At 71.2% G+C, this 14693-nt stretch carries 10 protein-coding genes; 4 read left to right on the forward strand and 6 right to left on the reverse strand.

The genetic code is table 11. The features are described from left to right. The 5 genes from M878_RS47395 to M878_RS58675 form a co-directional block, all read right to left on the reverse strand. Nucleotides 1–350, reverse strand: a 350-nt coding sequence (locus M878_RS47395; RefSeq protein WP_037730092.1) for an Ada metal-binding domain-containing protein, incomplete at its 3' end; no start/stop codon positions are given. A gap of 89 nt (nt 351–439) precedes the next feature. Beyond that, nucleotides 440–1534, reverse strand: a complete 1095-nt coding sequence (gene rsgA, locus M878_RS58660) for a ribosome small subunit-dependent GTPase A (protein ID WP_031224564.1) — start codon at nt 1532–1534, stop codon at nt 440–442. Between the two features lie 249 nt (nt 1535–1783). Continuing rightward, entirely contained in the window at nt 1784–3292 is a 1509-nt protein-coding gene (locus tag M878_RS58665) for a cellulose-binding domain-containing protein (RefSeq protein WP_023545831.1), read from the reverse strand. Nucleotides 3293–3528: 236 nt separating this feature from the next. Continuing rightward, entirely contained in the window at nt 3529–4860 is a 1332-nt protein-coding gene (locus tag M878_RS58670) for a radical SAM protein (RefSeq protein WP_023545832.1), read from the reverse strand. Nucleotides 4861–4918: 58 nt separating this feature from the next. Continuing rightward, complete coding sequence (locus tag M878_RS58675; RefSeq protein ID WP_023545833.1) at nt 4919–5593, reverse strand: pyridoxamine 5'-phosphate oxidase family protein; 675 nt, start codon at nt 5591–5593, stop codon at nt 4919–4921. A 156-nt stretch (nt 5594–5749) separates the two neighbouring features. Between M878_RS58675 and M878_RS58680 the strand changes: the two genes are divergently transcribed. The 4 genes from M878_RS58680 to M878_RS58695 all read left to right on the forward strand — a co-directional run bounded on the left by M878_RS58680 (nt 5750) and on the right by M878_RS58695 (nt 13038). Beyond that, on the forward strand, nt 5750–7012 hold the full coding sequence (locus M878_RS58680; protein WP_023545834.1) for an FAD-binding protein: 1263 nt from the start codon (nt 5750–5752) through the stop codon (nt 7010–7012). A gap of 187 nt (nt 7013–7199) precedes the next feature. Next, the gene (locus M878_RS58685) at nt 7200–8441 is read left to right on the forward strand and encodes an ROK family transcriptional regulator (protein WP_023545835.1); all 1242 of its coding nucleotides are present in this window, start codon (nt 7200–7202) and stop codon (nt 8439–8441) included. A gap of 11 nt (nt 8442–8452) precedes the next feature. Then, a complete protein-coding gene (locus tag M878_RS58690) occupies nt 8453–10060 on the forward strand; it encodes a glycoside hydrolase family 30 protein (protein WP_023545836.1) in 1608 nt (535 codons plus the stop codon). 92 nt (nt 10061–10152) lie between these two features. After that, a complete protein-coding gene (locus M878_RS58695; RefSeq protein WP_023545837.1) occupies nt 10153–13038 on the forward strand; it encodes a glycoside hydrolase family 2 TIM barrel-domain containing protein in 2886 nt (961 codons plus the stop codon). A 148-nt stretch (nt 13039–13186) separates the two neighbouring features. On the opposite strand, the gene M878_RS58700 is transcribed toward M878_RS58695, so the two are convergent. Next, nucleotides 13187–14680, reverse strand: coding sequence for a flavin-containing monooxygenase (locus M878_RS58700; protein ID WP_023545838.1), 1494 nt, complete (start codon nt 14678–14680; stop codon nt 13187–13189). Between the last annotated feature and the right edge of the window lie 13 nt (nt 14681–14693).

A 14693-nucleotide genomic window follows, 5' to 3' on the forward strand; every position in this document is an offset into this window, starting at 1 on the left:
CGCTGGACCTGCCGGGCGCTGTAGCCGAGCCGCGCGGCGAGCCCGGCGACGCCCTCGCGGTCCACGACGCCGTCGGCGATCAGCCGCATGGCCCGCCCGACGGCGTCCGCCCGCACGTTCCACTCCGCCGACCCCGGCACGGCGTCCGGCCGGCACCGCCGGCAGGCCCGGAACCCGGAGCCCTGCGCGGCGGCGGCCGCCGTGAAGAACCGCACGTTGTGCCGCTTCGGCGTCATGGCCGGGCAGCTCGGCCGGCAGTAGATCCCGGTCGTCTCGACGGCGAAGAAGAACACCCCGTCAAACCGCCCGTCCCGACTCCGCACCGCCTCGTACCTGGTGTCTTCGTCCATCACGTGTTCCAGTGTGGGTCCCTGCCGAAGCCCCTGGCTAGCGGAAATCGGACGTGGAGCTGACCTGCGCTCCTACTGAGCCTGCGTTCCTACGGCAGACGCCCTCGCTTGAACTCCATCGCGGCCCTCCCGGCGGCGCCCTTCCGCTTCCAGTCCCGCCGAAGTTCTGCACGGACCCGCGCATCGGTCTTGGCCACGATCCACTGGTTCTCCCGTACCAGCTTCCGGTAGCTCTCCAGCCGCCGCTCCGCAAGCTCCCCGCTCTCCACGGCGGAGCGCACCGCACAGTCCGGCTCGCTCTCGTGCGCGCAGTCATGGAAACGGCACCGCTCGGCCAGCTCCTCGATCTCGGAGAACACCTGACCGACCCCGCTCTCGGCGTCGTACAGCCCGACACCCCGCAGCCCGGGCGTGTCGATGAGGACCCCGCCCGAGGGAAGGGCGAGCAGATTCCGTGTCGTCGTGGTGTGCCGCCCCTTGCCGTCGACGTCCCGCGCGGCCTGTACGTCCATGATCTCCGCGCCGGCGAGCGCGTTGGCCAGCGTGGACTTGCCCGCGCCGGACTGGCCGAGCAGCACGGACGTACCGGAGCCGACGAGCGCGACGAGGACGTCGAGACCTTCGCCGTGCAGGGCGCTGACGGTGAGCACGGGCACGCCGGGCGCGCTCGTCTCCACGTCCTGGACCAGATGGGCGAGGGTGACCGGGTCCGGCACGAGGTCGGCCTTGGTGAGGACGACGACGGGCTGGGCTCCGGACTCCCAGGCCAGGGCGAGGAAGCGTTCGATGCGGCCGAGGTCGAGGTCGACGGCGAGCGACACGGCGACGACGGCGTGGTCGACGTTGGCGGCGAGGATCTGCCCGTCCGACCGCTTGGAGGAGGTGGACCGCACGAAGGCGGTGCGGCGCGGCAGATACGCGCGGACGTACTGCGGATCACCGTCGGGGTCGACGGCGACCCAGTCCCCTGTGCACACGACCTTCATCGGGTCACGGGGCACGACGAACTCGGTGTCTGCACGGACAGTTCCGGCTGGGGTGACGACGTCGCACCGGCCCCGGTCGACCCGGACCACCCGGCCGGGAAGCAGACCGTCGGCGGCGTAGGAGGTGAATGCGTCGGCCCAGTCCTCGTCCCAGCCGTAGGGAGCCAGCGCGGAGAACACAGCAGAGGTGGAAGTCAAGGGAGACCCTTCACAAGGGTGGCCCCGGGCAGGCGCGTACGGCGCGGTGGGTTCAGCCGGTGGCCACGGAGGTGGACTTGAGGAGTTCCTGGATGAGGGCAGCGCCCAGCGCAGTGACAGCCATCGGTCGACACCTCCTCGTCCCACTCGTGTCCGCGCACACCACCTCGGCGTGCCCGGCAACTGTAGCCCTCCGGCGGGGCCGTGCGTCAAAGCATTTTCTGCGCGACGCGATTTCCGCAGTACGGCTCAACCGGCCGCGCAGGACGCCCCGTTGAGGGTGAAGGAGTCCGGGGCCCGGTTCTTGTCCTGCCAGGTGGCGAGGAAGCCGAAGGACAGGGTGCCGTGTGCGGCGACGGTCTTGTTGTAGCCGGCGGCGGTGGCGGTGACGTGGGGGCCGTTCTGCTGGGCGGTGGCGTCCCACATCTGGCCGACCTGCTGGCCGTCGCGGAAGGCCCAGGACACGTTCCAGCCGGTGAGGGGCCGGTCGGTGGTGACGGTGACAGTGGCCTGGAAGCCGTTGGGCCATTGGTTGACGAGGTGGTAGGCCGCGCGGCAGGTCGCGGCGGGAGCGGCGCTGCTGCTGCCAGGGCCGGGCTCGGGCGTGGCCGAGGAGGTGCCCTGTGGTTCGGGGTCGGTCTTCCGGCGGTCGGAGCCGGCCGTCGTACGCGCCGCCGAGGGGGTGGTGGCGGGTGCCGTCGGCGAGGCGGGCTTCCGGGCCGCGGGGATGCTGGGGTCGGCGACCGGCCGGCCGTCGTCGTGGGCGGTGGCGGTGTCGTCGCGGGCGGCCGCGGCGTCGTCGCCGGAGCCGCCGAACGGCATCATCGACACGCCCAGCGCCAGCGCCGACAGCAGTACGGCCGCGGCGAGCAGGCCGCCGCGCAGGACACGGCTGCGGCCGGTGCCCTCCTCCGGATCACCTGGGTCCGGGCCGGGGCCGGGTGCGGCGCCGTTGGGACGGCCCGCGCCGAGGCGGACCTCGGCGGCGCGGCGGCGGCGCTCCAAGTAGGCGAGGCCGCCCCAGCCGATCACCCCGCCGGCCAGTGCGGCGGGCAGCCCGCCGCCGTGCAGGCGCAGACAGGCGGCGGCCTCGGCACACCGCACACAGGTCGCGAGGTGCCGGGAGAGGTCGTCGGGGGTGTCGGTGGCCGGCGAGCGGGTGACCGCGTCCAGCAGCCGGGCGTAGGAGCGGCACCGCGCGTCCAGCGGGCTGTCGAGGTGAGCACGGTGGCAGCGGTCCCGGAACAGGGTGCGGACCTGGTCGAGTTCGTCGGCGACGGTGGCCGGGTCCAGGCCGAGCCGGCGGGCGACGGCGGGCAGCGGCAGCGCCTCCACCTCGGCCAGCCACAGCAGCGCGGCGTCGGCCTCCTGCATGTCCCTCAGGGCGCGCAGCGCGACCGGGCGCTCCAGCGGCCGGCCCGTATAGCGGGCGGCGCTGCCGGAGTTGAGCCACAGCCTGAGGTCGGGGTCGAGCTTGTGCCCCTGCCCGTCCGCCTCCCAGACGGCGGCGGTGTCGCGTACGGCGGTGAGCAGCGCCGGGATGGTGGGCAGCCGCGCGGTACGGCGGCCCGCGCCGCGCACATGGGTGCGCGCGGCGGCGCGGACCTCGCGCATGCCGAGCGTGAAGGCCTCGGTGGCCAGCTGATGGGCCCTCAGGGACCCGGAGGTGCACAGGTCCGCGTAGCTGAGCACCGCGTCCCAGCCCTCCGAGAACAGCGCGGCCTCGGTGGCGTCCTGGGGGGTCGGCAGGTCGGGCATGGGACTCCTGCATCCACGAGCGAGGTCAACTCCCCACTAAGGGAAGGGAGTTACCGGAACCTCGCGGCAGTGCACAGAGCCTTTCACGCCCTCGACACAACTGACAAGCGCCCTGTTCACATCCGGTTACCGTTGGTGGTGACGCGGATGCGTGACGCGACGAGCCCGTAACTCCGGCCTCCTGTACGGATGCGGGCGCCGCCTCGCTCACCGTCCCGCCGGACCGGTGCGCGGGATCACACCTGGGCCGGCGCCTCCGTGGGTTCGTCCGCGGGCAGACTGTCCATGAAAGAGCTGACGGAGAAGACCGCCCGGCCAGGGCCGGGCGGTCCGTAACCGGGAGGCGAGGAGAGCCCGAAGTCGTCCATCGTCCGGCGATAGGCCTGGAGCAGCCGGATGTGGTACTCCAGCGGCGCGCCCTGCGGGTTGGCCTTGCCGAGCGGCGTGGTGGGCTCCGGGCACCAGGTGGTGAAGCGCGGGGTGATGCCGTGCGACATGAAGAAGCGCAGCCCCTCGGTGGTCGACTCGATCGCCTCGTCCACCGTCGTGAACCCGAACGGCTCGGCCATCTCCACGCCCGCCACGAAGTTGGGGATCACATTGCGCGCGCCGAACACCTCGGCGGAGTCCAGGATCCGCTTGTGCCACTCGTCCCGGCCGACGTACCGCTCCTTGCCGGGGCAGTACAGCTCGAACAGCCGCCGGTCCCACACCTCGAAGTTGGGGTGGTAGATCTGCACACCGTAGTCCTTGAACCGCTGCACGTCGTCACGCGGCAGCGCCTGGGCCACGACCTTGCCGATCCACCGCCCCGGGAAGCGCTCCTCGATCGCCTTGGCGTAGTGGCCGTAGAAGTCGGCCTCGTCACGCCCGGCGACCGTCTTGGTGATCGCGCCACCGGTCAGCGTGTACGCGGTGGAGGCCTTCTGGGTGTCGTACCGGTCGATGATCTCCAGGGCCTCCAGCACCTCCTCGACGTCCTTGACGCCGGTGTACGGCCGCCCGGCCGCCTTGTGCTGGCGCCAGTTGTGGTTGATGTCGCAGTACTGGCACTCCTCCTTGGCGCCGAAGTACTGGCAGACCCGGAAGACGGTGAGGTAGATCAGGTAGCCCCACTGGATGGTCGGGGCCACCTCCATCACGGACTTCCCGTTGGAGAGGGTGTGCCGGTAGTACTCCGGCATGGGCGGCACCCCGACGTCGGCGATGCGCTTTCCGTCGAGGTAGAGGCCGAGCAGCCCTTCGTCGTCGGCGGCCACCCGGTACGGCGAGGCCGGGTTCACCCGTACGGAGACGACGGTGCGGCGCAGCTCGTACGGGCCACCGGTGAGGATGATCTCCTCCGGGGGCCGCCGCAGCGCGGCCTCGCCCAGCTCGGGCAGGGTGCCGTGGTCGAAGGAGAAGATGAAGTACGACTTCGGCTTGACCTCGCCGCTCTCGTTGTCGCTGAGGGCGGACGGGTCGAAGGCGACGCCGCCGCGGAGCAGGTCCTCCTTGAAGACGGCTTCCCGTGGCACATGCGGGAAGCGCTCCATCAGATCCTCGACCAGCGCGGTACGACTGCCCATCCGTCTGTCTCCTCCCGGCTCAGGCGTACGTCTCACACCGTATGCCCCCGTCTGCGGCTCAGCCGTGCCGGGTCCCCGCACGGCGCGCGATGTGTTCTGGTACGGCCGTCCCGGCCGGCAGCGCCGGGTCGGGCTCCGGGGTGCCCCAGACCGTGGTCAGCGGCAGGACCCCGGCCCACAGGCCGAGGGCCGCGTCGGGGCCGTCGCCGTCGTCCGGGGCGCCGGTGCGGATCTTGACGGAGGCCTCCTGGAGGGAGAGGGCGAGGAGAGTGGTGGCGGCCAGTTCCTTGCGGCTGGGGCGGCGGGCGTACGACCACTGGCCGGGCGCGGAGTGCTCGGTCAGCAGGCGCAGGCCCGTCAGCTTCTCCTCGGGGTCGGTGACCTTGCGGGCCGTGCCGTGGATCATGGCGCTGCGGTAGTTGACGCCGTGCTCGAAGACGGACCGGGCGAGCACGAGCCCGTCCACGTGGGTCACGGTCACGCACACCGGGGTGTCACCGGCGAGGCTGCGGCTGGCCACGGACCCGTGCAGATACAGCCACCGCTCGTCCCGCCCGTACACCGTCGGCACGACGACCGGCCGCCCGTCGACCAGCACGCCGAGATGACAGACGAAGGCGGCGTCGAGGATCGCCTCCAGCTCCGCCCGCTCCAGGCTGCCCTGCTCGCGCAGCCGGCGGTGACGGGTGCGGTCGGTGACGGGCAGACGGGCGGGAAGCGGTTCCTGGGTCATACCAGGGAAGGTACCGATATCGCATTCTCATGGCCATCGAGATTTCGTATACGTCGTTCAAGCCGAGCATTACAACGAAATCCGCAGCAGACCTCTCCCTTGGGTCGTGCCGGGTGAGAGGGTCGGCACACAGGCACTCTCCGGGAGGGACGCAACGTGACAGGGACGGCCGAGACCGCCGGGGCAGTCACCAACTGGGCGCGCACCATCACGTACACGGCGCGCGCGTTCCACCGCCCGGGCACGCTCGACGCGCTCGCGGCGCTGGTGGCGGGCAGTGCACGGGTGCGGGTGCTGGGCAGCGGGCACTCCTTCAACCGGATCGCGGACCCGGGCCCGGACGGTGTGCTGCTGTCCACCGCCGGGCTGCCGCCGGTGATCGAGGTCGACACGGCCGCGCGCACGGTCCGGGTGTCGGGCGGGGTGCGCTACGCCGAACTGGCCCGGGCGGTCCACGCGCACGGGCTGGCCCTGCCCAACATGGCGTCTCTGCCGCACATCTCGGTTGCCGGTTCGGTGGCGACCGGCACGCACGGCTCGGGCGTGGGCAACGGGCCGCTTGCCTCGGCCGTCCGGGAGGTGGAGCTGATCGTCGCGGACGGCTCGACGGTCACGATCGGCCGGGACGACGCGCGGTTCGACGGCGCCGTGACCTCGCTGGGCGCGCTCGGCGTCGTCACCGCGCTCACGCTCGGCCTGGAGCCGGCGTACGAGGTGGAGCAGCACGTCTTCACCGAACTCCCGCTGGAAGGGCTGGACTTCAGCGCCGTGTCGGCCGCCGGGTACAGCGTGAGCCTGTTCACCGACTGGCGGGAGCCGGGCTTCAGGCATGTGTGGGTCAAGCGGCGCACCGACCAGCCGGCGGTGCGCTTCCCGTGGGCGGCGCCCGCTCGGGTGCCGGTGCACCCGGTGCCGGGAATGCCCGCGACCCACTGCACCGAGCAGTTGGGGGTACCGGGACCGTGGCACGAGCGACTGCCGCATTTCCGGGCGGAGTTCACACCGAGCAGCGGAGAGGAGATCCAGTCGGAGTATCTGCTGCCGCGGCCGTATGCCGTCGATGCGCTGTACGCGATCGACGGCATACGGCCGGCGGTCGCCGGTGTACTGCAGACCTGCGAGGTGCGTACGGTCGCCGCCGACCCGCAGTGGCTCAGCCCGGCCCACGGACGGGACTCGGTGGCGCTGCACTTCACCTGGGTACCGGACGAGGCGGCCGTCCTGCCGGTGGTGCGCCGGCTGGAGGAGGCGCTGGCTCCGTTCGATCCGCGGCCGCACTGGGGGAAGGTGTACGAGATCCCGTCGGCGGTCGTCCGTGGACGGTATACACGCCTCGCCGACTTCCGGACCCTGGCTCACTCCCTGGATCCGGCGGGGAAGTTCGCCAACGCCTTCGTGAGGGATCTCCTGGACGGCTGACACCTGGCGTCGGCCCAGTAGCCGTCCTCAGCCGTCCTCCGACACCAGGGGACTTTTTCCAGCCCATTTCCTAACCCCTTGTCGAAAGCGGCTCCCAGCCCATAGCCTGGCGCCCGCGCCGGTGCCGTCGTAGCCCCGGCCTGGCCTGGAGGGGATGGGACGGGGATGGGAACGGAGGGGCAGCCGCGTGAAGCGCACATCACGTGACATCCGCACCGCGAACCGCTACGAGGTGCTGCGCCAGATCATCGCCGAGTCTCCCACCTCCCGACAGGAGCTGGCCGCCGCCACCGGACTGAGCCTGGCCACGGTCGCCACGCTGGTCGGCGAGCTGCTGGAACTCCGCATGATCACCGAGGTGGGTTTCGAGGACTCGGCCGGCGGCCGACCCCGGGGCCTGGTGGCCGTCAACGCGTCGGGGGGCGCGTTGATCGGCGTGGACATCGCGGAGACCTATGTCCACGCCGAGCTGTTCGACCTGGCGTTGAATGTGCTGGCCCGCGCCGACGAGGACATGCGGCCCGGCGAGAGCCGCCCGGAGCAGGTGGTCGGCCATGTCGCCGCCGCCGTCTGCTCGGTGGTGACGCAGGCCGGCATCGAGGAGGCCCGGGTGCTCGGCGTCGGGGTGAGCGTGCCGGGCCAGGTGGACCGGGACACCGGCGTCGCCGAGTACGCGCCCAACTGGGACTGGCACGACGTACCGTTGCTCGATCTGCTCACCGAACACATCGCGTATCCCTTGCACTTGGACAATCCTCTGCGCGCGTGCACGGTGGCCGAGCTGTGGTTCGGGGCCGCGCGGGGCCGTGGGGACGCGGTCGTGGTCAATCTGGGCACGGGGGTCGGTGCCGGACTCGCCCTCGGCGGCGGGCTGCACCGGGGCGTGAGCAACAGCGCCGGCGAGTGGGGCCACACCACGCTCGTGCTGGACGGGCGGCTGTGCCACTGTGGCAACCACGGCTGTGTCGAGACGTACGTCGGCGCGCCCGGCATCATGCAGAATCTGCGCGAACTGAGCCCGCACTCCCCCTTGTTGCACCCCGAGGACCAGACGGCCACCGTGGACGCGCTGGCCCGCGCGGTCGCCGCGGGCGACCCGGTGGCGGTCAAGGTGGTCCAGGACACCGCACGGTACCTGGGCGCCGGCATCTCCGATCTGATCAACCTGCTCAACCCCGAAGTGGTCGTGCTCAGCAGCTGGGTCGCCGCCCGGCTGGGCGAGCCGCTGCTCGGCGAGGTCCGCCAGGCCGTCGCCCGGCACGCGCTGCACCGCCCGCTGGCCGCCACCGAGATCGTCCTCTCCCCGATCCCCACCGACCCGGTGTCCCTTGGCGCGGCCACGTTCGCGCTGGAAGGGGCGCTGCAGTCCGCCGGGCAGAGGTCAGCACAGCGCAGCAACGCAAGGAGCCGTACCGCACCGCCTTCATGACGACGGAAGGGATGCACGTGTCTCACCCCCGTAAGAGATCCCTGCTGCTGACAGCCTCCGCCGCACTGGCCGTCACCGGAGCCCTCCTCACCTCCCCGCCCGCGAGTGCCGACGCCGCCCCGGCCGCCGCCGAGGTCTCTCCCCATGCCGCCCAGACCATCGACAACATCGGCGCGTCCGGCGCCTGGTGGGTCAACGACCTCCAGCACTTCGACCCGAAGGTCCAGGCCCGGGTCGCCCGACTGCTCTTCTCCCCACAGGGGTTGGGCCTCAGCTCGTACCGCTACAACATCGGCGGCGGTGGAGTCGCCGTCACCACCCCGGCCCGCGCAGCCGAGGACTTCCTCAAGTCCGGCGGCTCGTACGACTGGAGCAAGGACAACGGCGGTCAGACGTTCCTGAAGTACGCCGCGCGGTACGGCGTGAAGGACCTCATCGGCTTCGTCAACAGCGCGCCCGCCCAGTGGACCACCAACGGCAAGAGCTGCGGCGGCCGGTTGAAGGCGGAGAACGAGAACGACTTCGCGAAGTACATAGCCGACGTGACCGATCACTTCGCGCGGCAGGGCGTACGGCTCGACTACATCAGCCCCTTCAACGAACCGGACAACAGCTTCGCCGACTGCGGGCAGGAGGGCATGCCGGTGCCGGTCGACCAGCGTGACGACATCGTGCGCGCACTGGGCGCCGAGCAGCGGGCCCGGCACCAGAAGACGGGCATCATCGCGGACGAGTCCAGCAAGACCACGCAGTTCACCAGCGAGGTCCCGCAGTGGATGGCGCAGCCGGGCACCGCGCAGTACGTCGCCAAGCTGGCCCACCACACGTACGACAACCCGGACGACGGCCAGCTCGGAAACGTCTACGAGACGTCGAGGTCGGTGGGCAGGACGCCCTGGGCCACCGAGATCTGCTGCTTCGGCAAGGGCGGCACGGGCTGGAACCAGGAGTACGACCCGACCATCGACAACGCCCTGCTGATGTCGCGGATCATCTACAAGGACTTCGCGACCGCGCACGACTCGGCCTTCCAGTGGTGGGTGGCGCTCGCCAGCGGCTACGGCAGCGACCCGAGCACCCGGAACGACCAGGGCTGGAACGACGGCCTGATCTACTACGACCCCGACTACGCGACGAACGGCGACCAGAAGCTGTACTTCACCAAGCGGTACTACGCGCTGGGCCAGTACAGCAGGTTCGTCCGGCCGGGCGCGGTCGCGCACAACGTGACCGGGGCTCCGGACGGCGTGGAGGTGTCGTCGTACGAGCGGAACAGCCAGTGGGTGGTCGTGGTCAACAACCACAACACCACCGACACCGCGCTGAACCTGCACTTCGCCGGCAAGGCGCCGGTGCGGGCCACGCAGGCGGTGCGGACCTCGGCGGACGAGAACTGGGCGAGGGTCGCGAAACCGGCCGTCAGCGACGGGACCGTGCACGCCACGCTGGCCGCCCGTTCGATCACGACGTATGTCTTCGACGAGAAGAGCGACGGCACTTCGGCGCTGACCGGCTCCCTGAGGGCCGCCGGCCACTTCCTCGGGTTCCCCGAGGAGCTGGAGGAGGCGGCGCGCGTGGACGGGCTCGGCCACTGGGGGCGTACTGGCGGGTCGTCGTAACGCTGCCGCTGCTGTTCGTGTTCCTCTTCCTCCAGCGCTGGCTGGTGCAGGGGATCACGCAGACCGGAATCAAGGGCTGAGCTAGGAGACCGATGTCCTTCCACACCCACACCCACACCGATTACGTCCAGGACGTCTCGCCGGGCTCCGGGGCGCTGCCGCCGCGCGCCTGGTACGCGTCCTCGGACGCCAAGTCCCTTTCCTTGAACGGCAACTGGCGTTTCAGGCTGTCTTCGACGGCCGACGCCGAGGACGACTCCTTCGCCGCGGAGGGGTACGACGCCGGTGACTGGGCTCAGATCGCGGTCCCCGGCCACTGGGTCCTCCAGGGACACGGCTCCCCGATCTACACCAACCACCTCTACCCGTTCCCGGTCGACCCGCCGCGGGTGCCGACCGAGAACCCGACCGGCGACCATCTGCGCGTCTTCGACCTGCCGGCCCACTGGCCGGACCTCGCCGAGGGCGGTGCGGTGCTGCGCTTCGACGGGGTGGAGTCCTGTGCCCGGGTGTGGCTGAACGGTACGGACCTCGGCGAGTTCAAGGGCTCCCGGCTGCCGCACGAGTTCGCGGTCGGCCATCTGCTGAAGGCCGCGGGCAATGTACTGGCGGTCCGCGTCCACCAGTGGTCGGCCGGTTCCTACCTGGAGGACCAGGACCAGTGGTGGCTGCCGGGCATCTTCCGTGACGTCACCCTGCTGCACCGCCCGGCAGGCGCCGCCCTCGACTTCTTCGTGCACGCCTCGTACGACCACCTGGCCGGCACCGGCACCCTGCGCGTCGACTCCGACGTCGACGGCCGGGTCACGGTGTCCGAGCTGGGCATCGACATCGCGACCGGCGAGAGCGTGACCATGCCGGTCGAGGCATGGTCGGCGGAAACCCCGAGGCTGTACGAGGGCACGCTGGCCACCGGGGGCGAGCGGGTGCCGCTGCGCATCGGTTTCCGCACCGTCGATCTCTCGGACGGCCTGATCAAGGTCAACGGCAGGCCGGTGCTGTTCAAGGGCGTCAACCGGCACGAATGGCATCCGGAGCGGGGCCGTGCCCTCGATCTGGAGACCATGCGCGAGGACGTGCTGCTGATGAAACGGCACAACGTCAACGCCGTCCGCACCTCCCACTACCCGCCGCATCCGGCCTTCCTCGACCTGTGCGACGCGTACGGCCTGTGGGTGATCGACGAGTGCGATCTGGAGACGCACGGCTTCACCGAGCAGGGCTGGCGGGACAACCCCGTCGACGACGACCGGTGGACCCCGGCCCTGCTGGACCGGGCGTCCCGCATGGTCGAACGGGACAAGAACCATCCGTCGGTCGTCATCTGGTCCCTCGGCAACGAGGCCGGCACCGGCCGGGGCCTGACCGCGATGGCCGAGTGGATCAAGGACCGGGACTCCTCCCGTCCCGTCCACTACGAGGGCGACCCCACCTGCCGTGACACCGACATCTACTCGCGGATGTACGCCGATCACGCCGAGGTCGAGCGGATCGGCCGCGGTCTGGACGGCGGGACCCTCAAGCGCCGCCAACTTCCCTTTATCCTCTGCGAGTTCGCGCACGCCATGGGCAACGGCCCCGGCGGACTCGCCGACTACCAGCGGCTGTTCGAGTCGTACGACCGGCTGCAGGGCGGTTTCGTCTGGGAGTGGATCGACCACGGCATCGCCTACCCGGAGCTGGGCTTCGCCTACGGCGGCGACTTCGGCGAGGAGCTGCACGACGGCAACTTCGTCTGTGACGGCCTGCTCTTCCCGGACCGGCGGCCCTCCCCCGGCTTCGTGGAGTACAAGAAGGTGATCGAACCGGTCGGCATCACAGGCGCCTTCGGCGAAGCCACGGTCCGGATCACCAACAAACAAGACTTCGCCGACCTGTCGGCGCTGGCCTTCTCGTGGTCGTACGAGGTCGACGGGGAGCCGGTGGAGTCCGGCACCCTGGCGGTGCCGGGGCTGGCGCCCGGCGAGTCCGCCGACGTCAAGCTGCCCGCGCCGCCGGCCGGGGCGCCGGCCGGCGAGGCCCACTGGACGGTCCGGGCGGCACTCGCGGCCGACACCCCCTGGGCGCCGAAGGACCATGTCGTCGCCTGGGGTCAGATCCCGGTGTCGGAACGCCGGGTACCGACGGTCACGGCGACCGCCCGCCCCGCCGTCGGCGACAACGGGGTGATCACCCTCGGCCCCGGCACCTTCGACGCCCGCACCGGCGCCCTGACGGCCGTGGGCGATGTGCCCGTCTCCGGGCTGCGCCTGGACGTGTGGCGGGCGACGACCGACAACGACGACGGCGCCCCCTGGCAGCCCGACCTGCGCTACGGACTGCTGTGGCGGGGGCTCGGCCTGCACCGGATGCGGCACCGGCTGGACGCAGTGGAGAGCGGCGAGCACGCGCTGACGGTCCGGATGCGCGTGGCGCCGGCCGCCCGGGAGCTCGGGCTGTCGACCGTGTATCGCTGGACCTCGGACGGAAACCGTTTGCGACTGACCGTGTCCACCGTCCCGGAAGGCGACTGGACGGTTCCGCTGCCCCGGCTCGGCATCCGCTTCGGACTGTCGACGGCCGACGGTGTGCGCTGGTACGGCGGCGGTCCCGGCGAGGCCTATCCGGACACCAGAATGGCGTCGGCGGTGGGCCGTTGGCAGTCGACTGTAGACGATCTGCAGACGCCCTACGTCCGCCCCCAGGAGAACGGCGCCCGGATCGACGTCCGCTGGGCGGAGCTGGGCGGACTGCGCATCGAGGGCGACCCGGCGTTCTCTCTGACCGCCCGCCGCTGGACCACCGAGCAACTGGACGCCGCGACGCACCTGACCGACCTCACCTCTGGTGACACGGTGTGGGTCAACCTCGACCACGGCCAGCACGGCATCGGCTCCCAGTCCTGCGGTCCGGGCCCGCTGCCCCAGTACCATCTGCGGGCCGAACCGGCGGAGTTCTCCTTCGTGTTCTCCACCGCTCCCGCCCCGGAGACCAGTTGACCCGCGGCACGGGGGGGGAGCCGCCACCGGTCCACCCGGTCCACCACGGTCCCGGCGAAGACGGCGGTACGGCCGGTACGGCCGCCTCCCTCACCCTCGCCGCCGGAGAACATCTCACCTCGGTGAAACTGTGCCGTGGCCGCCGTGCTCAGACCAGGCGCCGGCCGTTCACCGTTCGTGGATGCGGCAGCGCGGAGGCCGGTGGCGTCCAGGTGTAGGCGTCCGGGGCGAAGGCGTGCAGACGCTTGACGAGGCTGCCGGTCGACCAGGGCCAGCAGAAGGTGTTGACGCCCGGGACACCGAAGTAGTAGCCGCTTCCGCCGCCGGTGTTGTAGACGGTGGTGCGCAGCGCCCCGTGCAGGGCCTGCTGGTGGGCTTCCTCGGCCTCCGGCCTGACGTCCAGCGCGGCACACCCGCTGCTGCGCAGGCGGGTGAGGGCGGAGGTGATGTAGCGGAGCTGGGCTTCGACGACGGTGGGGACGGCGGTGGTGCCGGTGAGCAGGTTCGGGCCGATGAGGAGGAAGAGGTTGGGGTATCCGCTGACGCTGGTGCCCAGGTAGGCCCGCCGGTTGTCGGCCCAGGTCCGGGCCAGTGTGGTGCCGTCGGTGCCGTACAGGCGGTCGGCGAGCGGGATGTCGCCGATGTGGTATCCGGTGGCGAGCACGATGACGTCGGCGCGGGTGCGGGTGCCGTCGGCGCCGATGACGTGGGAACCCTCCACGGCGGTCACGCGGGTGGGCCGCAGCCGCACGTTGGGCCGGGTGAGGGCGGGGTAGTACGTGCTGGAGGTGATCAGGCGGCGGCCGCCGAAGCGATAGGCGGGAGTGAGGGCGTGACGCAGGGTGCGGTCCGGTACGGAGGCGCGCAGGTGGAGGCGGGCCGCGGCTTCCAGGGGCCGCAGCAGGCGGGGGTGGCGCAGGGGTAAGCCGATGGCTTCCTGGGTCCAGTGGTGCATCCCGCGCAGTGCACGGCGTGCTGCCGGGTAGCTCCTGAGGAAGCGGTGGAGGCCCGGAGAGAGAGGGTAGTCGGGTTTCGGAAGTACCCACTGCGGTGTGCTCTGGAAGACGTCCACGTGCGCCGCCTTCGGCTGGATCTCGGGCAGGAACTGGACCGTGGACGCTCCGGTGCCCACCACGGCGACACGGCGTCCGGTCAGGTCGGCGTCATGGTTCCAGCGGGCGGAGTGGAAGGCGGTGCCGGTGAAGGCGTCGAGGCCGGGGAGGTCGGGGAGGCGGGGCCGATGCCAGGGGCCGGTGGCGACGATCACGGCACGGGCCGAGTACGTGCCCGAGGTGGTCTCCAGGTGCCAGCGGTGCACGGCCGGGTCCCAACGGGCGGTCAGCACCTCGGCGTTGTAGCGGATGACCCGGTCCACCTCGTGCGTCGCCGCGGTGGTCTCGATGTAGTCGAGAATCTCGGAGCGGCCGGCGAAGCACCGGCTCCAGGGGTTGGGGGCGAAGGAGTACTCGTACAGCATGGACGGCACGTCGCATCCGCAGCCGGGATAGGTGTTGTCGCGCCAAGTCCCCCCGAGACGACCGGACTTCTCCAGTACCACGATGTCATCGACCCCGGCCCGGCGCAGTGCGATCACGGCAGCCACACCGGAGAGCCCGGCTCCGATGACGACGACTTCAGCCACGACAACCCCCCCA

It is taken from the genome of Streptomyces roseochromogenus subsp. oscitans DS 12.976, assembly GCF_000497445.1.
GTDB classification, from domain to species: domain Bacteria; phylum Actinomycetota; class Actinomycetes; order Streptomycetales; family Streptomycetaceae; genus Streptomyces; species Streptomyces oscitans.